The organism is Citrobacter sp. A316 (assembly GCF_002042945.1).
Lineage (GTDB): Bacteria > Pseudomonadota > Gammaproteobacteria > Enterobacterales > Enterobacteriaceae > Citrobacter > Citrobacter portucalensis.
Map to the genome: position 1 here is coordinate 111,571 of NZ_MVFZ01000001.1, position 22,457 is coordinate 134,027.

Genomic DNA, 22,457 nt, shown 5'->3' on the forward strand with positions numbered 1-22,457 from the left:
GCGGCTTCGCCTTACCCGACCTACAACGACTCGAACGTAGACCGGGTAAGCGTTAGCACCACCCGGCAACAGCATCAGATTGACGTGCGTCCAAATGCGCTCTGCCAGTCATGCTCAAACTTCGCGACGGCAGCGTCAACCGCCGGAGAGCTAATCATCTGCTGAGCAACGTCCAGCGGTAGCGTGATGGACTCGCAGCCCGCCAGCAGACAATCCAGCGCCTGACGCGGCGTTTTAAAACTGGCTGCCAGTACTTTGGCGTGCGGGGCATGCATTTTCAGTAACGTCTGCAGGTCAGTCACCGTCTGAATGCCATCCCCTCCTTGCGCATCCACGCGGTTAACGTATGGCGCAACGTATTCCGCACCCGCCAGAGCAGCTAATAACCCTTGAGCTGCACCGTATACCGCAGTACCCAACGTCGGGATCCCTTCTTCTTTGAGCAATTTTATAGCCGCCAGGCCTTCTGCTGTCACCGGCACTTTGACCACGATATCAGCAATGATTGCCCGCAGCTTACGCGCATCGCTGACCATCCCTTCGGCAGTGGTCGCCATCACCTGAGCAAACAGACGGCCTTGCCCTCCCATCGCTTCCTGCAGTTGTGGCAGTAGTACTTCCAGCGTCTGATTCCCTGCCGCCACAATGCTCGGGTTAGTGGTCACCCCTGCCAGCGGGAAAATGCGCGCCAGAGCTTTTACCGCATCAACATCAGACGTATCTAAATAGAGTTCCATAACCTTTCCTCAAACGAATAATTAGCATGAATAAAAAGTAGCACGGCGAAACCTCACGGTTAGTTGACGCATGTCAATATAACTTTCATTCGAAAGTAATTTAATCTTTATATGAAAGAAATGAGGCCACTTATGATTTTCAATATCCAGCGCTATTCCACGCATGATGGTCCCGGTATTCGTACCGTGGTGTTCCTTAAGGGATGCTCCCTGGGCTGTCGGTGGTGCCAGAATCCGGAAAGCCGCGCCCGCACGCAGGACCTGCTTTATGACGCGCGTTTGTGCCTCGACGGTTGCGATCTCTGTGCTCAGGCAGCACCCGCGGTGATTGAACGGGCGCTGGGCGGATTACTGATTCATCGCGAAAAACTGACCGATGACGCTCTCACTGCGCTGACCGACTGCTGTCCGACTCAGGCGTTAACCGTCTGTGGAGAGGTAAAAAGCGTGGACGATATCATGGCGACCGTATTGCGAGATAAACCGTTTTACGACCGCAGTGGCGGAGGCCTCACCCTGTCCGGCGGTGAACCGTTTATGCAGCCAGAGCTGGCAGCGGCTTTGCTCAAAGCCAGCCACGACGCAGGCATTCATACCGCGGTGGAAACCTGCCTGCATGTCCCGTGGAAGTATATTGAACCGTCACTGTCTTACATCGATCTGTTCCTGGCTGATTTAAAACATGTAGCCGATGCGCCGTTTAAACAGTGGACCGATGGCAGCGCCTCTCGTGTACTGGAAAATCTAAAAAAACTGGCCGCTGCCGGTAAAAAAATGATCATCCGTGTGCCGCTGATTCAGGGATTCAACGCAGACGAAGCCGCTATTCAGGCCATTACCGATTTTGCCGCCGATGAGCTTCACGTCGGTGAGATCCATTTTTTGCCCTATCACACCCTTGGCATCAACAAATACCACTTACTCAGTCAACCCTACAACGCACCGGATAAACCACTTGATGCGCCAGCACTGCTCGAATTTGCCCAGCAGTACGCCAGCCTTAAAGGTTTAACCGCGACCCTACGAGGATAATCGCCATGACCACTCTGAAACTGGACACTCTCAGCGACCGTATCAAAGCGCATAAAACGGCCCTGATCCACATCGTGAAGCCGCCGGTTTGTACCGAGCGCGCCCAGCACTATACCGAGATGTATCAGCAACACCTGGATAAGCCTATCCCGGTACGTCGCGCACTGGCACTGGCCCATCATCTGGCGGAACGCACCATCTGGATCAAACATGACGAACTGATCATTGGTAACCAGGCAAGCGAAGTGCGTGCCGCGCCTATCTTCCCGGAATACACCGTCTCCTGGATTGAAAAAGAGATCGACGACCTCGCCGACAGACCAGGTGCAGGCTTTGCGGTAAGCGAAGAGAACAAACGCGTGTTGCACGAGGTGTGCCCATGGTGGCGTGGTCAGACCGTGCAGGATCGCTGCTACGGGATGTTTACCGACGAACAGAAAGGGCTGCTGGAAACCGGCATTATCAAAGCCGAAGGTAACATGACCTCCGGCGATGCACACCTGGCGGTAAACTTCCCGCTGCTGCTGGAAAAAGGTCTTGATGGTCTGCGTCACAAAGTTGATGAACGTCGCTCCCGTATCAATCTGACGTGTCTGGACGATCTCCATGGCGATCAGTTCCTGAAAGCGATTGATATCGTGCTGGAAGCCGTCAGTCTGCACATTGAGCGCTTTGCCGCGCTGGCGCGTAAAATGGCGTCCACGGAAACCCGCACCAGCCGTCGAGATGAACTGCTGACCATGGCGGAAAACTGCGATGTGATCGCCCATGAGCCGCCGAAAACGTTCTGGCAGGCGTTGCAGTTGTGCTATTTCATCCAGCTGATCCTGCAAATTGAATCAAACGGTCACTCGGTTTCGTTTGGTCGTATGGATCAATACCTCTACCCGTTCTATCGTCGCGACGTCGAACTGAACCAGAGTCTGGATCGCGAGCACGCCATTGAGCTGCTGCACAGCTGCTGGCTGAAACTGCTGGAAGTGAACAAAATCCGCTCCGGCTCCCATTCGAAAGCCTCAGCGGGCAGCCCGCTGTATCAGAACGTGACCATTGGTGGTCAAAATCTGGTTAACGGCCAGCCGATGGATGCCGTCAACCCGCTCTCCTACGCGATTCTGGAGTCCTGCGGCCGTCTGCGTTCTACGCAGCCAAACCTGAGCGTGCGTTATCACGCAGGGATGAGTAATGACTTCCTGGATGCCTGCGTGCAGGTGATCCGCTGCGGCTTCGGGATGCCTGCCTTTAACAACGATGAAATCGTCATACCAGAATTCATTAAGCTGGGCATTGAACCTCAGGATGCCTATGACTATGCGGCCATTGGGTGTATCGAAACCGCCGTTGGCGGGAAATGGGGCTACCGTTGCACCGGCATGAGCTTTATTAACTTTGCCCGCGTGATGCTGGCGGCACTGGAAGGTGGGCGCGATGCCACCAGCGGCAAAGTCTTTCTGCCACAGGAAAAAGCGCTCTCGGCTGGTAACTTCAACAATTTCGACGAAGTAATGGAAGCATGGGATACGCAGATCCGCTACTACACGCGTAAATCCATCGAAATTGAGTATGTCGTCGACACCATGCTGGAAGAGAACGTGCACGATATTCTGTGCTCCGCGCTGGTAGACGACTGCATTGAGCGGGCGAAAAGCATTAAGCAAGGCGGCGCGAAATACGACTGGGTATCAGGTTTGCAGGTGGGTATTGCCAACCTCGGTAACAGCCTGGCAGCAGTGAAGAAACTGGTCTTTGAACAGGGCGCTATCGGTCAACAACAACTGGCCGCTGCGCTGGCCGATGATTTTGACGGTCTGACCCATGAGCAGTTACGCCAACGACTAATCAACGGCGCGCCGAAATACGGCAACGATGACGATAGCGTTGATACGCTGCTGGCCCGCGCTTATCAGACCTATATCGATGAACTGAAACAGTATCATAATCCGCGTTACGGACGTGGCCCGGTTGGCGGCAATTACTACGCCGGTACCTCGTCTATCTCAGCAAACGTGCCGTTCGGCGCAGCAACGATGGCAACGCCGGATGGCCGTAAAGCGCACACTCCACTGGCAGAAGGCGCCAGCCCGGCTTCCGGTACGGACCATCTCGGTCCAACAGCGGTAATTGGCTCGGTGGGTAAACTGCCGACCGGTTCGATTCTCGGCGGCGTGCTGTTAAATCAGAAGCTCAATCCGGCCACGCTGGAAAATGAATCCGATAAGCAAAAGCTGATGATCCTGCTGCGCACCTTCTTTGAAGAGCACAAAGGCTGGCATATTCAGTACAACATCGTCTCCCGTGAAACGCTGCTGGAGGCCAAAAAACACCCGGATCAATATCGTGACCTGGTGGTCCGTGTAGCAGGCTATTCCGCTTTCTTCACCGCGCTGTCTCCGGATGCGCAAGACGACATCATCGCGCGTACTGAACATATGCTGTAAGCAATATTGTTGGCCGGATGAGATTCCACACAGCCATCCGGCACGCTACCCTCCCCATTGCCGGATGCGCTGACGCTTATCCGGCCTACAACGACTCTCCCCTTAGCCGGGTAAGGCGAAGCTACCACCCGGCTTTTTACTTTCATTCGAAATTAAATTTGTGCTACAGGTCACATTGTTATTAGAATGTTTCTGGTTGCAGTAATCGCCAGGAGCCTATCTTTATGACCATCAAAGTTATCGTCACCGATATGGACGGAACTTTTCTCGACGACGCCAAGAAATACGATCGTGCACGTTTTATGGCGCAGTATCAGGAACTGAAAAAACGAAATATTGAATTTGTCGTGGCCAGCGGCAACCAGTATTACCAGCTGATCTCCTTTTTCCCGGAGCTCAAAGAGGAAATTTCCTTTGTCGCCGAGAATGGGGCGTTAGTTTTTGAACATGGCAAACAGCTGTTTCACGGCGAGCTAACCCGCCACGAGTCCCGTATTGTCATTGGTGAACTACTAAAAGATAAGCAGCTCAACTTTGTGGCTTGTGGGCTGCAAAGCGCTTACGTTAGCGAAAATGCGCCGGAGTCCTTTGTCGCGTTGATGTCAAAACACTACCATCGCCTGAAGCCCGTAAAGGATTATCAGGATATCGACGATGTGCTGTTCAAGTTCTCGCTAAATTTACCGGACCAACAAATCCCACTGGTTATCGATCACCTGCATGCTGCGCTGGATGGCATTATGAAGCCCGTCACCAGCGGCTTCGGGTTTATCGATCTGATCATTCCGGGCTTACATAAAGCCAACGGGATCAGCCGCCTGCTTAAGCGCTGGAACCTGTCACCGCAAAACGTAGTCGCCATTGGCGATAGCGGCAACGACGCGGAAATGCTGAAAATGGCGCACTACTCTTTCGCCATGGCCAACGCGGCAGAGAGTATCAAAGCGATTGCCCGCTTTCAGACCGACGACAACAACCATCAGGGCGCGCTGAACGTAATTCAGGCAGTGCTGGATAACACTTCCCCCTTTAACGTCTAATCCTGCCAACCGGGGTATCCCTCATCCCGGTTTTCACTCCTTTTCTATTTTGCTCACTCCATCAAATTTTAAACTTGCGTTAACTAAATTTTAACTTATATTATCATCTGTAAGTTAAATTAGTTTCGAATGAAAGTTAATGCGAGGTGGATATGGCTTTTACTTTTACCAGCGACACGCTGCCCGCCGATCACAAAGCGGCAATCCGGCAGATGAAACAGCAACTGCGGGCACAGCTTGGGGATGTTCAGTTGATCTTCAATCAGTTGAGCGACGCTATCGCCACCCGCGTGGCGGAAATCAACGCCCTCAAAGCGCAGGGAGCCCCTGTATGGCCAGTGATATCTTATGCAGATATCAAAGCGGGCCACGTAAATGCAGAGCAGCGTGAAGAAATTAAGCGTCGCGGATGCGCAGTCATTAAAGGTCATTTCCCTCGCGAACAGGCTCTCGGCTGGGACAGCTCAATGCTGGACTATCTGGACCGCAACCACTTTGACGACGTCTATAAAGGACCCGGCGATAATTTCTTCGGTACTCTGAGCGCATCACGGCCTGAAATCTACCCCATCTACTGGTCCCAGGCGCAGATGCAGGCCCGCCAGAGTGAAGAAATGGCCAATGCCCAGTCGTTCCTCAATCGTTTGTGGACCTTTACAAGCGATGGTAAACAATGGTTTAACCCGGATGTCAGCGTTATTTACCCTGACCGTATTCGCCGTCGACCGCCGGGAACTACGTCCAAAGGGCTGGGCGCGCACACGGATTCCGGCGCGCTGGAACGCTGGCTTCTTCCGGCATATCAGCAGGTCTTTGCCCATGTTTTCAATGGCAAGCTGGAAGATTACGATCCGTGGCAGGCGGCACATCGCACTGAAGTAGAAGAGTACACGGTGGATAACACCACCAAATGTTCGGTATTCCGTACCTTCCAGGGCTGGACTGCACTGTCCGATATGCTGCCAGGTCAGGGATTGTTGCACGTAGTCCCAATTCCTGAAGCGATGGCGTATGTGCTGTTACGCCCATTGCTTGACGATGTGCCGGAAGATGAACTTTGCGGCGTAGCGCCTGGCCGAGTGCTGCCAATTTCCGCACAATGGCATCCGCTGCTGATTGAAGCGTTAACCAGCATTCCACAACTGGACGCCGGAGACTCCGTCTGGTGGCACTGTGATGTGATCCACTCCGTCGCACCGGTGGAAAATCAGCAGGGCTGGGGTAACGTGATGTACATCCCTGCCGCCCCAATGTGCGAAAAGAATCTGGCTTACGCCCACAAAGTGAAGGCCGCACTGGAAAAAGGCGCGTCGCCGGGTGATTTCCCGCGGGAGGATTACGAAACTAACTGGGAAGGACGCTTCACGCTGGAGGATTTGAATATCCACGGTAAACGCGCGCTGGGGATTGTTTGATTTTATATACCCTTATCCCTAAGTATCTCGTGTTACAGGTGCAACCATCACACCTGTAACACGAGAAGGACGGGAGACTTATTCGACGCCTTTGCTACGCAGGTAATCTTCGTAGTTACCGGTGAAGTCAATTACACGTTCCGGCGTAATTTCAATCACGCGGGTTGCCAGCGAGCTGACGAACTCACGGTCGTGAGAAACGAAGATCAGCGTGCCCTGGTACATTTCCAGCGCCATGTTCAGCGACTCGATAGATTCCATATCCAGGTGGTTGGTTGGTTCATCCATGACCAGGATATTCGGTTTCTGCATCATCAGCTTACCGAACAGCATGCGTCCTTTTTCACCACCGGAAAGCACTTTTGCAGGTTTCTTGATATCGTCCTGGCTGAACAGCAGACGGCCAAGGAAGCTACGTACTACCTGCTCATCGTCGCCTTCCTGCTTCCACTGACTCATCCATTCGAAAACGGTCAGATCGTTTTCGAACTCGTATTCGTGATCCTGCGCGTAGTAACCGACCTGGGCGTTTTCAGACCACTTAACGGTACCGTTGTCCGGCTGCAAGTCGCCAACCAATGTTTTCAGCATGGTAGATTTACCCACGCCGTTGGCACCAATGATGGCAACCTTCTCCCCTACTTCCAGCAGCAGATTGAAGTTTTTAAACAGCGGGCCTTCATCAAAACCTTTCGCCAGCGCTTCCACTTCCAGCGCGTTACGGAACAGTTTCTTATCCTGTTCGAAGCGGATGAACGGGTTCTGACGGCTGGACGCTTTCACTTCGTCGAGCTTAATCTTATCAATCTGACGCGCACGAGAAGTCGCCTGTCGAGATTTAGACGCGTTGGCGCTAAAGCGGCTGACGAAGGATTGCAGATCGGCAATCTGTGCTTTCTTCTTGGCGTTATCGGCCAGCAGACGTTCACGCGCCTGGGTTGCCGCCGTCATGTATTCGTCGTAGTTACCCGGATAAACACGCAGTTCACCGTAGTCCAGATCCGCCATATGCGTACAGACCATGTTCAGGAAGTGACGGTCGTGCGAAATGATGATCATGGTGCTGTCACGCTCGTTCAGCGTCTGCTCCAGCCAGCGGATGGTGTCGATATCCAGGTTGTTCGTTGGTTCGTCGAGCAGCAGAATGTCCGGGTTAGAGAACAGCGCCTGCGCCAGAAGCACACGCAGCTTCCAGCCGGGCGCAACTTCGCTCATCGGGCCGTAATGCTGTTCTACCGGAATACCTACGCCCAGCAGCAGTTCACCCGCACGCGCTTCCGCAGAATAACCGTCCATTTCGCCATACTGAACTTCGAGGTCAGCCACTTTATAGCCGTCTTCTTCGCTCATCTCAGCCAGAGCGTAAATGCGATCGCGCTCCTGCTTCACTTCCCACAGTTCAGCGTGACCCATGATCACCGTGTCAAGCACGGTGAACTCTTCAAAGGCGAACTGATCCTGGCGCAGCTTACCAATGCGCTCGTTAGGATCGAGGGAAACGTTACCCAGCGTCGGTTCGAGGTCGCCGCCGAGAATTTTCATAAAAGTGGATTTACCGCTACCGTTCGCGCCAATCAGGCCGTAACGGTTGCCGCCGCCAAATTTGACGGAAATATTTTCAAACAGCGGCTTACTGCCGAACTGCATGGTGACGTTGCTGGAAACTAACACTGGCGTATCCTGAAAGAGAAAGAAATATGTGACAAACCGCTTATTATGCCATAAGTCTGCAAGAAGATCGCGTCTTCATGCGGAAGGGTAAAAGTGAAACCAAAAGGAAAAAAATGTGATTTAGTACACATCCGAATTCCTTGTTGCTCAGATTGCACATATAATGCGTGCCCAACACTACATAAATCTCAACCCACTAGCCTGCCTGGCACTGAATCTCGCATACATGAATATGAATATGAAATTAACAACGCTTTTCGCGGCGGCACTCGCAATAGTTGGTTTTTGTAATACCGCTTCAGCCGTCACGTACCCGCTGCCGACTGATGGTAGCCGTTTGATTGGCCAAAACCAGGTCATTACTATTCCTGAAGGCAACACCCAACCGCTGGAGTATTATGCGGCAGAGTATCAGATGGGTCTGTCTAACATGCTGGAAGCCAACCCGGGCGTGGATACCTTCCTGCCGAAAGGCGGCACCGTGCTGAACATTCCTCAGCAGTTGATCCTGCCGGATACCGTGCATGAAGGTATTGTTATCAACAGCGCTGAAATGCGCCTGTACTACTACCCGAAAGGCACCAACACCGTAATTGTTCTGCCGATCGGTATCGGCCAGTTGGGCAAAGACACGCCAATCAACTGGACCACCAAAGTAGAACGTAAAAAAGCGGGCCCAACCTGGACACCGACGGCGAAAATGCACGCGGAATACCGCGCTGCAGGCGAGCCGCTGCCAGCCGTTGTTCCGGCGGGTCCGGATAACCCGATGGGACTGTACGCGCTGTATATCGGCCGCCTGTACGCAATCCATGGCACCAATGCTAACTTCGGCGTTGGCTTACGTGTCAGCCACGGTTGCGTGCGTCTGCGTAACGACGACATCAAATTCCTGTTTGAAAATGTGCCGGTCGGCACCCGTGTACAGTTTATTGATGAGCCGGTAAAAGCCACTACCGAACCAGACGGCAGCCGTTACATCGAAGTACATAACCCGCTGTCTACGACTGAAGCACAGTTCGAAGGCGGAGAAATCGTACCGATTACCCTGAACAAGAGCATTACCAGCATCACCGGCCAGTCTGATGTCGATCAGGCCGTCGTTGAGCAGGCGGTACAGAACCGTTCAGGTATGCCGGTTCGTCTGAACTAAGCACATACCTAAAACGAAAAAGGCGGATGATTCATCCGCCTTTTTTATTGCCTCAATGCCGCTATTACATTAATAACAACAAACCATACCCCACCAGCGCCGCCCATATCAGCATCGGTACCGAATACCAATGAAAACGCCACCAGATCCGTCGATCGTTTGCCATCCGTAACGCAATGAGATTCGCCAGCGATCCCGGCAACAGACCAAAGCCGCCCACATTGACCGCCCAGGCTAACAGCAGCGTTGGCGGGACGTAGTTCAGCAGTAAAATCGTACTGGGCACATTACTGATAAACTGCGACAAGCCAATGGCGGTTAACCAAAGCCCCGGCGCTGAGAGCGTGCCAATCTGGTGGGTAATCCCCTGCAAGGCCGGGAGCTGCGTCAGCAAATGCACATCAATGAACATCGCCATAAACACCAACAGCAACGTCCAGTCCACGCTGAGGATCACGCGGCGAGCCAGCACCATGAAACCTGCCGCCACAATCGCCAGGCCCCACAGCTCTTGCTTTAACTCCAGCGCCGCCAGGAAAATGATATACAACGCCAGACAGCTCCATACCAGGCGCGGTTGCCAGTCAGGCGCGCGCGTACCGGTATGATAGTGCAACGCTTTATGCGGGAAACTGAACCAGCACAGCACCACCAGCGTCAGCATCATGGCCCCCGCAAGCGGCGCCATTTGCCAGGTAAACGCGGTAAACGATAAGCCTGAGCGTCCCCACATCAGAATGTTTTGTGGATTGCCTATTGGCGTGAGCAACGATCCGGCGTTTACCGCCAGCGCCTCAAAGATAATCAGGCGATTCACCGGAATGGCACATAATTTTTTCAGGGTGATGGTTAGCGGAACAACAATAAACAACGCAACGTCGTTGGTCAGAAACGTCGACAACAACGCCGCCGCCGCCAGCACCATAAATATCGCCAACTGGCGCTCTGTTTTGAAGCGGCGGGTCATCTTGCGCCCTAACACATCGAAATAACCGCTTAGCTCCACGCCTTTGGTCAGTAACATCAGACCGCTAAGCGTAATGATCGTGTGCCAGTCAATCGCCCCTGGCCACGACCGGGGCGTAAATGGCGTGAACAGGCTTAGTACAACCCCGACGATGATTAATAACTGGAAAAAGCGGTCGCGCTGTAAGGCACGCAGTAAAGGAAAACTCATTCAGAGCCAGTTCCTTGCTGTTGCGTAAACCGGCTAAAAGCCTCCAGCGTTTCCTTACTGACGTGATGCTCCATCCCCTCCGCGTCGCGACGGGCAATTTCCGGGCTGATGCCTAACATCAACAGGAAGTTTTCCACAATCTGATGACGTTCCCGGCTCTCCTGGGCCAGTCGTTCACCTTCTGCAGTTAAAAACACCCCACGCCAGGGGATCATTTCAATCAATCCGACTGAAGCAAGGCGCTTAAGCATTTTGGCAACCGTCGGCTGGGAAACCCCAAGTCGCGCGGCCATATCCACCTGGCGCGCTTCACCCACCTCAATAATGAGATCGGAAATCAGCTCTACGTAGTCATCAATCAGTTCACGGCGATGCGCCTCCCGGACCTGACGAAACCCTTCAACGTGTTCTTCGACATTCACCAATTGCGTCACTTTTTTTGTTGTTGGCATTCCTGCGCGACGACTCATTCTGCTTCCTCGTTACTGTGACGCGTTAACGGCATCTGATTAGAGAGCGCTCATTGTAAACCAGAGTTGCGTAGGCACAAAAAATTAACGTTTTAGCAATAGCTATATAATATAGCCTGTGCTATATCTGTATATAATAAAGACATCCCTCAAGGACTGATGGGATCGTGAAGTCAGGAGGTTTACATGAATGAATTTAAGAGGTGTATACGCGTGTTTAGCCACTCTCCCTTTAAAGTACGGTTGATGCTGATCTCTATGCTGTGTGACATGATTAACAGCAAACCAGAGCAGGATAAACCTTCAGAAAAATAATGCGGCGTCGCGGTACGCCGCTTCATTTTCCTACCGTCATTCGGGTACGGTGGTGGTTTTCGTCTCAATAACCCTTCTTTTTGTCAGTTTTGCCACGTCCCTCGCAAAACAATTTCTTTGTAGTAGTTGACCTTCTCTTGCGCACACTCTATCTTTTCGCAGCCCTGCGTATATTGCGGCTCGCGGATGCGGACCCTATCCCTCTTCTCGCTCTCTCAGGCAGGCAATGACCCTTAGCGCCAGGGTAAGCACATGGCGTTTTTGTAACAGTGGCATATGAATTTAACCCTCAAAGATTCAATCATTGCTCGTAGCCGGGCAATTAGTCCGTGGACTGGCCTCTATTTCTTACAGTCTCTGCTGATCAACCTTGCACTGGGCTACCCGCTTAGCCTGCTCTATAGCGTTGCTTTCACCTGTATATTGATGCTGCTGTGGCGTAGCGCGCCGCGCGCGCAGAAAGCGCTGATTGGTATTTGCTCACTCATTGCGGCAATGTACTTTCCGTTCGGCCAGGCTTACGGCTCACCGAACTTCAATACCTTGCTGGCGCTGCACTCAACCAATATGGAAGAGTCAACCGAGATCCTGACTATCTTCCCCTGGTACAGTTATCTGGTTGGGGTATTTATTTTTGCTCTTGGTGTTATCGCCGTACGCCGTAAAAAAGAAATACAACAGCGAAACTGGAATAAATTCGACAGCATTTGTTTGCTGTTTAGCGTTGTCGCATTCTTTGTTACCCCGGTACAAAACCTGGCCTGGGGCGGCGTGTTCAAGCTGAAAGATACTGGCTATCCGGTTTTCCGCTTTGCCAAGGACGTTATCGTCAATAACAACGAAGTGCTCGACGAACAAGAGCGTATGGCGAAACTGTCGAGCGTGAAAGACAGCTGGACGGTAACCGCCGTTAAACCGAAGTATCACACCTATGTCGTGGTGATCGGCGAAAGCGCACGCCGCGATGCGTTAGGCGCGTTTGGCGGTCACTGGGATAACACCCCGTTTGCCAGTTCCGTTAACGGTTATTTCTTCGCGGATTACATTGCCGCCAGCGGTTCAACGCAAAAATCGCTTGGCTTAACGCTTAATCGGGTGGTGGATAATAAACCCCAGTTCCAGGATAACTTTGTCACCCTGGCTAACCGTGCAGGTTTCCAGACATGGTGGTTTTCCAATCAGGGACAGATTGGTGAATACGATACGGCCATCGCCAGTATTGCGAAGCGAGCTGATGAAGTTCAGTTCCTCAAAAGCGGTGACTTCGAAGCGGATAAAAATACCCGTGACGAAGCGCTGTTGAAGATGACTGCCCAGGTGCTGGCAACCGAGCGCACTCAGCCACAGCTCATCGTACTGCATTTAATGGGCTCGCATCCGCAGGCCTGTGACCGAACGCAGGGTAAATACGAGACTTTCGTCCAGTCAAAAGAGACATCTTGCTATCTGTACACCATGACGCAGACGGATGACCTGCTGCGCCAGCTTTACGAGCAGTTACGTAACAGCGGTACCAGCTTCTCTATGGTCTATTTCTCCGATCATGGACTCGCGTTTAAAGAGCGGGGAAAAGAGGTGCAGTACCTGGCGCATGACGATCAGTTTCAGCAGAATTTCCAGGTGCCTTTCATGGTGCTGTCGAGTGATGATAAAGCGCATCGGGTGATTAAAGCCCGTCGCTCCGCCAATGATTTCCTCAGCTTTTTCTCGCAGTGGACAGGGATCAGCGCAAAAGAAATCACCAACAGCTACCGCTTTATCTCAGAGAAAAAGGCCGGGCCGGTGTACATCACCAACTTCAAACTGCAGAAGGTGGACTACAACCATCTGGGTACCGATATTTTCTCAACCAAATAATACTCTTGTAAACCGGATAAGACGCACTGTGTCTTATCCGATCTCGACGAACTTCCTTCCGGGATTACAGGCAAAAAAAATCCGCCCCAATAGGCGGATTTTTCATATCACCGAAGTGATTAGAAGCGGTAACCCACGCCAGCGATCCAGGTGCCAACGTCAACGCTACGAATACGGCTCTGCTCGTAGGAGAAGTCCAGAGCAACGTTTTCGATCGGGTTGAACTGCAGACCAGCACCGTAAGAGAAACCGTAGTCGCTGGTGGTGTGGTTGTCAGCCGGGGATGCTGCGTTCTGGAATTTACCGTAACCAACACCCACTACGCCGTAGATGCTTGCCCAGTCATTCAGACGGTAAGCCGGACCAGCAGTGATGCCGTAGTACTGGGTTTTGTTGTAGTCGCCAGAAGCATCGGTACGATCTTTTTCAGTGTAAGTGAAGGAACCGATAACACCCAGCGGGTTGTTGTCCTGCTCGTAACGATACTTCAGGTTGAAACCGTTCATTTTGTTCGCTGCGCCCTGAGCATCGCTCTGAGCGTAACCACCGGTAACGGTAGAAGTAGCAGCTACAGCAGTACCTGCGGAGAAAGCCAGAACAGCGGCCAGTGCTGAAAGACATGCAATTTTTTTCATAACCACCTCAAATGTGCTTCAAGTAAATCTTAAGTTTTAAATATACCAAAAATTGATGGGAAACTCTTTGCGATTCGCGATGTCTAACGGGGTCTTTCATGTAACAGAACGTTTCAAAAACCCGCTATCTCTTTCAATTAACATCACTTTTTCAACTGAAAATACCATTATTGCGCGCACAATATGGCACATTCATCCAGAACATTCCTAATCACACAGATTATTAATCCATCATTTTCATGCCATTGTACGGAACTGAGCAATTTTTTTTTCAACGAATACTCAACCAGTTGAGCGTAATTCCATTACACTCGCTGTTTTACTTTTCTATACATAAGGTCATCTGCGTCGTAACAATGCTGAAGCGTGGCACAGATGGAGACGTGTAATCATCATTTGACAGGAGAAAGGATGCCGGGGTTGTCACGTAAAGCGCCAGTCTGGTTGCCTATTTTGGTTTTGCTTATTGCTATGTCCTCCATTCAAAGCGGAGCATCACTGGCAAAATCTTTGTTCCCACTCGTCGGTGCGCCGGGCGTTACCGCGCTGCGCCTTGCGCTGGGCACGCTCATTCTTATCGCTTTCTTTAAGCCCTGGCGTTTACGGTTCGCCAAAGAACAACGCCTGCCGCTACTGTTTTATGGCCTGTCTCTGGGCGGGATGAACTACCTTTTCTACCTGTCTATCCAAACCGTCCCACTGGGAATCGCCGTGGCGCTGGAATTTACCGGCCCGCTCGCGGTAGCGCTGTTTTCATCCCGACGCCCGGTGGATTTCATTTGGGTTGCGTTGGCAGTACTCGGGCTTTGGTTCCTGCTGCCGTTAGGTCAGGACGTTTCTCACGTGGATTTAACCGGCGCAGCGCTGGCGCTGGGGGCTGGCGCCTGCTGGGCCATCTATATTCTTACCGGGCAGCGAGCCGGGGCGGAACACGGTCCGGCAACCGTCGCGGTAGGGTCATTCATTGCAGCACTGGTATTTGTACCCATCGGCGCACTCCAGGCCGGAGATGCCCTGTGGCACTGGTCCATTCTGCCATTAGGCCTGGCCATTGCAGTCCTCTCAACTGCGCTTCCCTATTCACTGGAAATGATTGCGTTGACGCGCCTGCCTACGCGTACTTTCGGTACATTGATGAGCATGGAACCCGCGCTGGCAGCGGTTTCTGGAATGATCTTCCTCGGTGAAACGCTGACGCTTATCCAGACGCTCGCTCTGGGCGCCATTATCGTCGCATCAATGGGCTCTACGCTCACTATTCGTAAAGAACCACAAATAAAACAAGTCGACGTGAATTAACCACGTAATATTCTGCATGGTTTGCATAATCATGCAGAATATCCAACTGTAAACCTGCGTGATAATAATTCTAATAAATATAATTTTCTCATCCGCATATTTCATTTAATCTCAAAATTAACATAAAAATAACACCACGCAAGTAACAAAACACTCATTACATTGATTTTATACGATATTTTATATTCACCCTCTTCTTCGCTATTAAAGTGATAGGCAACACCGGAAACAAAAATCAAAATTTAGCGCTATACTTAATTCCGTTGAAGAGTTGGGACATAAATATCAAGAGGATATGAAAATATGAGTACCGCGAAACTGGTAAAAACAAAAGCATCCGCCCTCCTTTATACCCGCAACGATGTGTCTGATAGCGAAAAGAAAGCGACCGTAGAACTGCTGAATCAGCAAGTAATCCAGTTCATTGACCTGTCATTGATCACCAAACAGGCTCACTGGAACATGCGCGGCGCAAACTTCATTGCGGTACATGAAATGCTGGATGGCTTCCGTACAGCTCTGACCGATCACCTCGACACCATGGCTGAACGCGCCGTACAGTTGGGCGGTGTGGCACTGGGCACAACTCAGGTTATTAATAGCAAAACGCCTCTGAAAAGTTACCCGCTGGATATCCATAGCGTACAGGACCACTTAAAAGAGCTGGCCGAACGTTATGCCGTAGTTGCAAACAGCGTGCGTAAAGCTATTAGCGAAGCAAAAGACGAAGATACCGCGGATATCTTTACCGCAGCGTCTCGCGACCTCGATAAATTCCTGTGGTTTATCGAAGCCAACATTGAGTAACAGCAGACATAAGAATTACCTATATAACCCTCGCTCCGGCGGGGGTTTTGCACATCTATGGTGCATAACATTGATCATTCGTCACTCCAAAGTAAATTATTTGTAATAATCACCTCACACAATCGTTAACGAAAGATTGTTTTATCAACAATTTTTACGCTAAATAGTCATACCGTTTGCACCGCGTCTGGTTCGCACCAAATGAGTGCCCCAAAACAGTGCAGATTACTCGCTTTGCCCTACTTATTGTGCAGAGAAACGAGACACCCTCTTGTTAAAACAATGAGTTGCAAAATTGGCACGATTTTTTCATTAAGCCATATGTTCTCGCAGGGGATCGCCCCGTGGATATAAAAGGAAATCCTATGAAGTCTGTATTAAAAGTTTCACTGGCTGCACTTACCCTGGCTTTTGCGGTGTCCTCCAATGCCGCAGACAAGAAACTGGTTGTCGCAACCGACACCGCGTTTGTACCGTTTGAATTCAAACAGGGTGACAAATACGTTGGTTTTGATGTGGATCTGTGGGCTGCCGTGGCCAAAGAACTGAAACTGGATTATGAACTGAAACCAATGGATTTCAGCGGCATCATCCCGGCTCTGCAAACCAAAAATATCGACCTGGCTCTAGCGGGTATCACCATCACCGACGAGCGTAAAAAAGCGATCGACTTCTCTGACGGCTACTATAAAAGTGGTCTGTTAGTGATGGTCAAAGCAAATAACAACGACGTGAAAAGTGTGAAAGACCTGGATGGTAAAGTCGTTGCGGTTAAGAGCGGCACCGGTTCCGTTGATTACGCGAAAGCGAATATCAAAACCAAAGATCTGCGCCAGTTCCCGAACATCGATAACGCATATATGGAACTGGGCACCAACCGCGCAGACGCCGTGCTGCACGACACACCAAACATTCTTTACTTCATCAAAACAGCTGGCAATGGTCAGTTCAAAGCTGTAGGCGAATCGCTGGAAGCCCAGCAGTACGGTATCGCCTTCCCGAAAGGCAGCGACGACCTGCGTGAGAAAGTGAACGGCGCGCTGAAAACGCTGAAAGAGAACGGTACTTACAACGAAATCTACAAAAAATGGTTCGGTACTGAACCTAAATAATAACCGGTAGCGTTGCCCGGTGGCGTGATGCTTACCGGGCCAACGCCTGGATTTTTGAGACCTGTAGGCTGGGTAAGCACAGCACATCCGGCAAAACGGGCATTTGAATATTTACACCACGGTAACAGGAACGACATATGCAGTTTGACTGGAGTGCCATCTGGCCCGCCATCCCGCTTTTGATTGAAGGCGCCAAAATGACCCTGTGGATCTCGGTCCTCGGTCTGGCTGGCGGTCTGATAATCGGACTTGCAGCAGGGTTTGCGCGCACTTTCGGCGGTTGGATCGCCAACCACGTAGCGCTGGTGTTTATCGAAGTCATTCGCGGTACGCCAATCGTTGTGCAGGTAATGTTTATTTACTTCGCTCTGCCAATGGCATTTAACGATTTACGTATTGACCCCTTTAGCGCCGCCGTTGTCACCATCATGATCAACTCCGGGGCCTATATTGCGGAAATCACCCGCGGTGCGGTGCTCTCAATCCATAAAGGGTTCAGCGAAGCCGGTTTGGCGCTTGGACTTTCACGCACAGAGACTATCCGCCACGTTATTTTACCTCTCGCGCTGCGTCGTATGCTGCCGCCGCTGGGCAACCAGTGGATCATCAGCATTAAAGATACCTCGCTGTTTATTGTCATTGGCGTCGCTGAACTGACCCGTCAGGGCCAGGAAATCATTGCCGGTAACTTCCGCGCACTGGAAATCTGGAGCGCCGTTGCGGTGTTCTATCTGATCATTACGCTGGTGCTGAGCTTCATTCTGCGTCGTCTGGAAAGAAGGATGAAAATCCTGTGATTGAATTTAAAAACGTTTCTAAGCACTTTGGTCCAACCCAGGTGCTGCACAATATTGACCTGAACATTCAGCAGGGTGAAGTAGTGGTGATTATCGGGCCGTCAGGATCCGGTAAATCTACCCTGCTGCGCTGCATTAACAAACTGGAAGAGATAACCTCCGGCGATCTGATCGTCGATGGTCTGAAAGTAAACGATCCGAAGGTAGACGAGCGCTTAATCCGCCAGGAAGCCGGGATGGTGTTTCAGCAGTTCTACCTGTTCCCACATCTGACGGCGCTGGAAAACGTCATGTTCGGACCGCAGCGCGTACGCGGGGCGAATAAAGAGCAGGCCGAGAAACTGGCGAAAGAGCTGCTGGCGAAAGTAGGTCTGGCCGAACGTGCGCATCACTACCCTTCCGAACTGTCCGGCGGTCAACAACAGCGTGTGGCTATCGCCCGTGCGCTGGCGGTAAAACCGAAAATGATGCTGTTTGATGAGCCAACCTCAGCGCTCGACCCGGAACTGCGCCATGAAGTTCTGAAAGTTATGCAGGACCTGGCGGAAGAAGGAATGACCATGGTGATTGTGACCCACGAAATTGGCTTTGCCGAAAAAGTGGCCTCTCGCCTGATTTTCATTGATAAGGGACGTATTGCCGAAGACGGTAATCCGCAGGCCCTGATTGAAAATCCGCCCAGCCAACGCTTACAGGAATTCTTGCAGCACGTTTCCTGATAGCTCAACCTCCCTTCGCCCGAAGGGAGGTTTTTCACCAGAATCCTCTCATTTCAATTCCCTCCCGCCCTGACATCTATACTTATCCTTTTGCATTTATTTTCTCATGGGAGGAGTCATGCGCTGGATCCTGTTCATCTTTGTTTGTCTGTTGAGTCTTCCGGCCCAGGCAGTGACGATACCTGGCGTCACCACGCCAACGTCAACCAACGCACAAACCGCCCCGGCAAAAGAGCCGGATGTTGAACAGAAGAAAGCGGCCTACGGCGCACTGGCTGATGTGCTGGAAAATGACACCTCGCGGAAGGAACTGATCGATCAGTTACGCAAAGTGGCAACTGCCCCCCCTGCCGAGCCGGTGCCAACCATTGTCCCACCCACGTTAACGGAAGAAAAAACGGTGCTGGAAAACGTCACGGACGTCACCCGGCACTACGGTGAGGCGCTCTCCAGCCGCTTTGCTCAGCTTTATCGCAATATTACCGATGCACCGCACAAGACCTTTAACCCGCAAACGTTCACTAATGCCCTGACTCATTTTTTAATGCTGGCGGCGTCAGTGTTCGGTTTTTTCTGGCTGATTCGCCTGTGCGCGCTGCCGCTGTATCGCAAAATGGGGCAATGGGCGCGGCGCAAAAACCGCGAACGCAGCAACTGGCTGCAGCTTCCGGCGATGATCGTTGGCGCATTCATTATTGATTTGCTTCTGCTGGCGCTGACATTGTTTGTCGGGCAGATACTGAGCGACAGAATGAACGCCGGCAGTCGCACCATCGCTTTTCAGCAAAGCCTGTTTCTCAATGCCTTCGCCCTGATTGAGTTCTTCAAAGCCATTCTGCGTCTGATATTTTGCCCTACGGTGGCCGAACTGCGCCCGTTTAATATTCAGGATGCCGGTGCGCGCTACTGGAATCGGCGTTTGAGTTCATTAAGCAGCCTGATTGGTTACGGACTGATCGTTGCCGTTCCCATTATCTCCAATCAGGTCAACGTGCAGGTCGGCGCGATGGCCAACGTCATCATCATGCTGTGTATCACGCTATGGGCGCTGTACCTGATTTTCAGAAACAAGAAAGAGATAACACAACATTTACAGAATCTGGCGGAAAGATCGTTAGCTTTTTTCAGCCTGTTTATCCGCGCCTTTGCGTTGGTATGGCACTGGCTGGCCAGCGCCTATTTCATTGTGCTGTTTTTCTTTTCGCTGTTTGATCCAGGCAACAGCCTGAAATTCATGATGGGTGCTACGCTGCGCAGCCTGGTAATCATTGGCATTGCCGCCTTTGTTTCCGGCATGTTTTCCCGCTGGATAGCCAAAACTATTACCCTTTCGCCACACACCCAGCGCAGCTATCCGGAACTACAAAAGCGGCTGAATGGCTGGCTGTCGACGGCGTTAAGCGTGGCCAGGATCCTGACGGTGTGCGTTGCGGTGATGCTGCTCCTGAATGCCTGGGGACTGTTCGACTTCTGGAACTGGCTGCATTACGGCGCAGGAGAAAAAACGGTGGATATTCTGATCCGTATCGCACTGATTTTATTCTTCTCCGCTATCGGCTGGACGATCCTTGCCAGCCTGATTGAAAATCGTCTGGCTTCCGATATTCACGGCCGTCCGCTCCCCAGCGCTCGTACACGCACCCTGTTGACGCTGTTTCGCAACGCTCTGGCGGTAATCATCAGCACGATCACCATCATGATTGTGCTGTCGGAAATTGGCGTCAATATCGCCCCCTTACTGGCCGGGGCCGGTGCGCTGGGGCTGGCTATCTCTTTCGGCTCGCAAACGCTGGTAAAAGATATTATTACCGGGATTTTTATTCAGTTTGAAAATGGCATGAACACCGGCGATCTGGTGACCATAGGTCCACTCACCGGTACGGTTGAACGGATGTCCATCCGTTCTGTGGGCGTGCGTCAGGACACCGGGGCATACCATATCATTCCCTGGTCATCGATAACGACCTTCGCCAACTTTGTGCGTGGAATTGGATCTGTCGTCGCCAATTACGACGTAGACCGTCATGAGGATGCGGATAAAGCGAATCAGGCGTTGAAAGACGCGGTTGCTGCGGTGATGGAAAAAGATGATATTCGCGGGCTGATTATCGGCGAGCCGTCGTTTGCCGGGATTGTAGGATTAACCAATACGGCATTCACGCTACGGGTCTCGTTTACCACCTTGCCGCTGAAGCAGTGGACGGTACGTTTCGCGCTCGACAGCCAGGTGAAGAAATACTTCGATCTGGCCAACATACGCGCCCCGGTACAGACGTATCAAGTGTTGCCTGCACCAGGGAATGGCCCTGCGCCGGCGGCAAGCGAACCGCTACCGCCAACCGAGCCAACGCTTTAACGTTTACGCGCCATAAAACGACGACGCTGATCGTTATCCATAAAGGTCCAGGCAATAAAGCGGCTCTGCTTTTGCCCCTGGGCCATCTCTTTCTTAACCACTTTCACCGCACCCGCATCCGTTAACGCGTGATACAGTGGAGGCAAGTTCTCACCGCGCGAAACCAGCGTGGTAAACCACATCACCTGACGGCCAAATGCCTGGCTTTCGGCAATCATTTTTTTGATGAACGCCACTTCGCCGCCTTCACACCACAGCTCCTGCTGTTGTCCGCCAAAGTTCAGCGCATCATCTTTGTCCTGGCCCAGATTACGGCGTTTGCGTTCGCTTCCGGCGCGGGCTGAAGCCGCAGAATCATGGAATGGCGGATTGCACAACGTGGCTTCATACTGCTCATTTTTGTGAATGATGCTGTCGAAGATTGCCGTTGCATCTTTCTGGCGACGCAGACGAATAGCACGGGTTAACCCCGGATTGGCGTTGACGATCGCCTGAGCGCTGTTAAACGCTTCGCTACTGGTCTCACTGCCGGTGAATCGCCAGCCGTACTCATGCACGCCGATCAGCGGATAAATACAGTTTGCCCCTACTCCCACGTCCAGCACGCTCGCATTTGCCGGAATGGTTCCACTGGTTTCACCCAACAGGTCAGCCAAATGGTGAATGTAGTCAGCACGACCAGGCACCGGCGGACACAGAAAACCGTCTGGAATATCCCAGTTTTTCACCGCATAAAAATGCGCCAGCAGTGCTTTATTGAGCGCCTTTACTGCCTGCGGATTCGCGAAATCAACACTCTGCTCGCCGCCAGGCGTGAGGGTGAGAAATTGCGTCAGCTCGGGCGTAACCTGGCATAAAGTCGCAAGATCATAACGGCCATTGTGGCGGTTGCGTGGGTGTAATCCCGGTTTCTGGGCGGACATAGCATTCTCCTTTTAACAGCGGCGTAAGATACCCGCATAACGCCACGCGGTAAACACACACAACAAGGAAATTTGATTTTTTACGCCTGTCTGACGCTTTGCGCGTTGTTCAAAAAACAGACAGTTCATCACCAGTTTTTTGCGGTAAATGTCATCCGCTAACGACCTAAACTTATCAGGCACACCTGTTGTTTTTCAGAGGATATCACCATGAAGAAATGCCTCACATTACTTGCCGCTACCGTACTTACCGGCATGACATTTGCCTCCTTTGCAGCACAGCCATACACCAGCCCGGCTACCGGTCAGCTACAAGCTTCCGGAACAGTATCCGCTACCGGCGCCTCTAACCTGAGTGACCTGGAAGACAAGCTGGCAGAGAAAGCGAAAGAGCAAGGGGCAAAAGGCTTTGTCGTTAATTCTGCGGGCGGTAAAAATCAGATGTACGGCACCGCAACCATCTATAAGTAACCCCCTTCCTAAGCCCAACTGCATTCATCCCGA

At 51.8% G+C, this 22,457-nt stretch carries 20 protein-coding genes; 14 read left to right on the top strand and 6 right to left on the bottom strand.

Annotation, left to right across the window (positions count from 1 at the left end; genetic code table 11):
• Window positions 1-74: 74 nt before the first annotated feature.
• The gene (gene fsa / locus BZK41_RS00540; protein ID WP_003836983.1) at window positions 75-737 is read right to left on the bottom strand and encodes a fructose-6-phosphate aldolase; all 663 of its coding nucleotides are present in this window, start codon (window positions 735-737) and stop codon (window positions 75-77) included.
• Window positions 738-869: 132 nt separating this feature from the next.
• Between fsa and BZK41_RS00545 the strand changes: the two genes are divergently transcribed.
• From BZK41_RS00545 to BZK41_RS00560, 4 genes are all read left to right on the top strand, one after another.
• Window positions 870-1,769 carry a glycyl-radical enzyme activating protein gene (locus BZK41_RS00545; protein ID WP_079936833.1) on the top strand — a complete coding sequence of 300 codons (900 nt, stop codon included), beginning with the start codon at window positions 870-872 and terminating at the stop codon, window positions 1,767-1,769.
• A 5-nt stretch (window positions 1,770-1,774) separates the two neighbouring features.
• Entirely contained in the window at window positions 1,775-4,207 is a 2,433-nt protein-coding gene (locus BZK41_RS00550; protein ID WP_079936834.1) for a glycyl radical protein, read from the top strand.
• Window positions 4,208-4,431: 224 nt separating this feature from the next.
• A complete protein-coding gene (locus BZK41_RS00555; RefSeq protein ID WP_079936835.1) occupies window positions 4,432-5,247 on the top strand; it encodes a Cof-type HAD-IIB family hydrolase in 816 nt (271 codons plus the stop codon).
• Window positions 5,248-5,399: 152 nt separating this feature from the next.
• Complete coding sequence (locus BZK41_RS00560) at window positions 5,400-6,662, top strand: DUF1479 domain-containing protein (RefSeq protein WP_079936836.1); 1,263 nt, start codon at window positions 5,400-5,402, stop codon at window positions 6,660-6,662.
• A 78-nt stretch (window positions 6,663-6,740) separates the two neighbouring features.
• Here the strand turns inward: BZK41_RS00560 and BZK41_RS00565 are convergent, their stop codons facing one another.
• Complete coding sequence (locus BZK41_RS00565) at window positions 6,741-8,333, bottom strand: ABC-F family ATPase (RefSeq protein ID WP_008784214.1); 1,593 nt, start codon at window positions 8,331-8,333, stop codon at window positions 6,741-6,743.
• A gap of 232 nt (window positions 8,334-8,565) precedes the next feature.
• Here BZK41_RS00565 and ldtB point away from each other — a divergent pair, with 232 nt between their 5' ends.
• A complete protein-coding gene (gene ldtB, locus BZK41_RS00570; RefSeq protein ID WP_079937011.1) occupies window positions 8,566-9,486 on the top strand; it encodes a L,D-transpeptidase in 921 nt (306 codons plus the stop codon).
• 64 nt (window positions 9,487-9,550) lie between these two features.
• Here the strand turns inward: ldtB and BZK41_RS00575 are convergent, their stop codons facing one another.
• Both BZK41_RS00575 and mntR read right to left on the bottom strand, forming a co-directional pair.
• Window positions 9,551-10,663, bottom strand: coding sequence for an anion transporter (locus tag BZK41_RS00575; RefSeq protein WP_079936837.1), 1,113 nt, complete (start codon window positions 10,661-10,663; stop codon window positions 9,551-9,553).
• On the bottom strand, window positions 10,660-11,133 hold the full coding sequence (mntR, locus tag BZK41_RS00580; protein ID WP_003831586.1) for a manganese-binding transcriptional regulator MntR: 474 nt from the start codon (window positions 11,131-11,133) through the stop codon (window positions 10,660-10,662). Before mntR ends, BZK41_RS00575 begins: the two co-directional genes overlap by 4 nt.
• A 186-nt stretch (window positions 11,134-11,319) precedes the next feature.
• Between mntR and mntS the strand changes: the two genes are divergently transcribed.
• Window positions 11,320-11,448: a manganase accumulation protein MntS gene (mntS, locus tag BZK41_RS00585; RefSeq protein WP_003831584.1), complete on the top strand. Its 129-nt coding sequence runs from the start codon at window positions 11,320-11,322 to the stop codon at window positions 11,446-11,448.
• Window positions 11,449-11,724: 276 nt separating this feature from the next.
• Window positions 11,725-13,305 (top strand): phosphoethanolamine transferase, encoded by a 1,581-nt coding sequence (locus BZK41_RS00590; protein WP_079936838.1) that lies wholly within the window; start codon window positions 11,725-11,727, stop codon window positions 13,303-13,305.
• A gap of 119 nt (window positions 13,306-13,424) precedes the next feature.
• Here BZK41_RS00590 and ompX read toward each other — a convergent pair whose 3' ends face one another.
• Window positions 13,425-13,940: an outer membrane protein OmpX gene (gene ompX, locus BZK41_RS00595; protein WP_003035257.1), complete on the bottom strand. Its 516-nt coding sequence runs from the start codon at window positions 13,938-13,940 to the stop codon at window positions 13,425-13,427.
• Between the two features lie 411 nt (window positions 13,941-14,351).
• Between ompX and rhtA the strand changes: the two genes are divergently transcribed.
• The 6 genes from rhtA to ybiO all read left to right on the top strand — a co-directional run bounded on the left by rhtA (window position 14,352) and on the right by ybiO (window position 21,030).
• Window positions 14,352-15,239, top strand: coding sequence for a threonine/homoserine exporter RhtA (gene rhtA, locus BZK41_RS00600; protein WP_008784209.1), 888 nt, complete (start codon window positions 14,352-14,354; stop codon window positions 15,237-15,239).
• Window positions 15,240-15,542: 303 nt separating this feature from the next.
• Window positions 15,543-16,046 carry a DNA starvation/stationary phase protection protein Dps gene (dps, locus tag BZK41_RS00605; RefSeq protein ID WP_003035253.1) on the top strand — a complete coding sequence of 168 codons (504 nt, stop codon included), beginning with the start codon at window positions 15,543-15,545 and terminating at the stop codon, window positions 16,044-16,046.
• A 365-nt stretch (window positions 16,047-16,411) separates the two neighbouring features.
• Window positions 16,412-17,158 carry a glutamine ABC transporter substrate-binding protein GlnH gene (glnH, locus tag BZK41_RS00610; RefSeq protein ID WP_079936839.1) on the top strand — a complete coding sequence of 249 codons (747 nt, stop codon included), beginning with the start codon at window positions 16,412-16,414 and terminating at the stop codon, window positions 17,156-17,158.
• Between the two features lie 137 nt (window positions 17,159-17,295).
• Window positions 17,296-17,955, top strand: a complete 660-nt coding sequence (glnP, locus tag BZK41_RS00615; protein WP_003035248.1) for a glutamine ABC transporter permease GlnP — start codon at window positions 17,296-17,298, stop codon at window positions 17,953-17,955.
• Window positions 17,952-18,674, top strand: coding sequence for a glutamine ABC transporter ATP-binding protein GlnQ (glnQ, locus tag BZK41_RS00620; protein WP_003035246.1), 723 nt, complete (start codon window positions 17,952-17,954; stop codon window positions 18,672-18,674). The genes glnP and glnQ overlap by 4 nt, the downstream gene beginning before the upstream one ends.
• 118 nt (window positions 18,675-18,792) lie before the next feature.
• Window positions 18,793-21,030 carry a mechanosensitive channel protein gene (gene ybiO, locus BZK41_RS00625; RefSeq protein ID WP_079936840.1) on the top strand — a complete coding sequence of 746 codons (2,238 nt, stop codon included), beginning with the start codon at window positions 18,793-18,795 and terminating at the stop codon, window positions 21,028-21,030.
• On the opposite strand, the gene rlmF is transcribed toward ybiO, so the two are convergent.
• A complete protein-coding gene (rlmF, locus tag BZK41_RS00630) occupies window positions 21,027-21,953 on the bottom strand; it encodes a 23S rRNA (adenine(1618)-N(6))-methyltransferase RlmF (protein ID WP_079936841.1) in 927 nt (308 codons plus the stop codon). The genes ybiO and rlmF overlap by 4 nt on opposite strands.
• 210 nt (window positions 21,954-22,163) lie before the next feature.
• Between rlmF and mcbA the strand changes: the two genes are divergently transcribed.
• Complete coding sequence (gene mcbA / locus BZK41_RS00635) at window positions 22,164-22,424, top strand: DUF1471 family periplasmic protein McbA (protein ID WP_003035239.1); 261 nt, start codon at window positions 22,164-22,166, stop codon at window positions 22,422-22,424.
• Window positions 22,425-22,457: the final 33 nt, after the last annotated feature.

Excerpts from the sequence above, each read along its gene's own strand:
- fsa (WP_003836983.1), bottom strand. The coding sequence starts at position 737 with ATGGAACTCTATTTAGATACGTCTGATGTTGATGCGGTAAAAGCTCTG.
- BZK41_RS00545 (WP_079936833.1), top strand. The coding sequence starts at position 870 with ATGATTTTCAATATCCAGCGCTATTCCACGCATGATGGTCCCGGTATT.
- BZK41_RS00550 (WP_079936834.1), top strand. The coding sequence starts at position 1,775 with ATGACCACTCTGAAACTGGACACTCTCAGCGACCGTATCAAAGCGCAT.
- BZK41_RS00555 (WP_079936835.1), top strand. The coding sequence starts at position 4,432 with ATGACCATCAAAGTTATCGTCACCGATATGGACGGAACTTTTCTCGAC.
- BZK41_RS00560 (WP_079936836.1), top strand. The coding sequence starts at position 5,400 with ATGGCTTTTACTTTTACCAGCGACACGCTGCCCGCCGATCACAAAGCG.
- ldtB (WP_079937011.1), top strand. The coding sequence starts at position 8,566 with ATGAATATGAAATTAACAACGCTTTTCGCGGCGGCACTCGCAATAGTT.
- BZK41_RS00575 (WP_079936837.1), bottom strand. The coding sequence starts at position 10,663 with ATGAGTTTTCCTTTACTGCGTGCCTTACAGCGCGACCGCTTTTTCCAG.
- mntR (WP_003831586.1), bottom strand. The coding sequence starts at position 11,133 with ATGAGTCGTCGCGCAGGAATGCCAACAACAAAAAAAGTGACGCAATTG.
- mntS (WP_003831584.1), top strand. The coding sequence starts at position 11,320 with ATGAATGAATTTAAGAGGTGTATACGCGTGTTTAGCCACTCTCCCTTT.
- BZK41_RS00590 (WP_079936838.1), top strand. The coding sequence starts at position 11,725 with ATGAATTTAACCCTCAAAGATTCAATCATTGCTCGTAGCCGGGCAATT.
- ompX (WP_003035257.1), bottom strand. The coding sequence starts at position 13,940 with ATGAAAAAAATTGCATGTCTTTCAGCACTGGCCGCTGTTCTGGCTTTC.
- rhtA (WP_008784209.1), top strand. The coding sequence starts at position 14,352 with ATGCCGGGGTTGTCACGTAAAGCGCCAGTCTGGTTGCCTATTTTGGTT.
- dps (WP_003035253.1), top strand. The coding sequence starts at position 15,543 with ATGAGTACCGCGAAACTGGTAAAAACAAAAGCATCCGCCCTCCTTTAT.
- glnH (WP_079936839.1), top strand. The coding sequence starts at position 16,412 with ATGAAGTCTGTATTAAAAGTTTCACTGGCTGCACTTACCCTGGCTTTT.
- glnP (WP_003035248.1), top strand. The coding sequence starts at position 17,296 with ATGCAGTTTGACTGGAGTGCCATCTGGCCCGCCATCCCGCTTTTGATT.
- ybiO (WP_079936840.1), top strand. The coding sequence starts at position 18,793 with ATGCGCTGGATCCTGTTCATCTTTGTTTGTCTGTTGAGTCTTCCGGCC.
- rlmF (WP_079936841.1), bottom strand. The coding sequence starts at position 21,953 with ATGTCCGCCCAGAAACCGGGATTACACCCACGCAACCGCCACAATGGC.
- mcbA (WP_003035239.1), top strand. The coding sequence starts at position 22,164 with ATGAAGAAATGCCTCACATTACTTGCCGCTACCGTACTTACCGGCATG.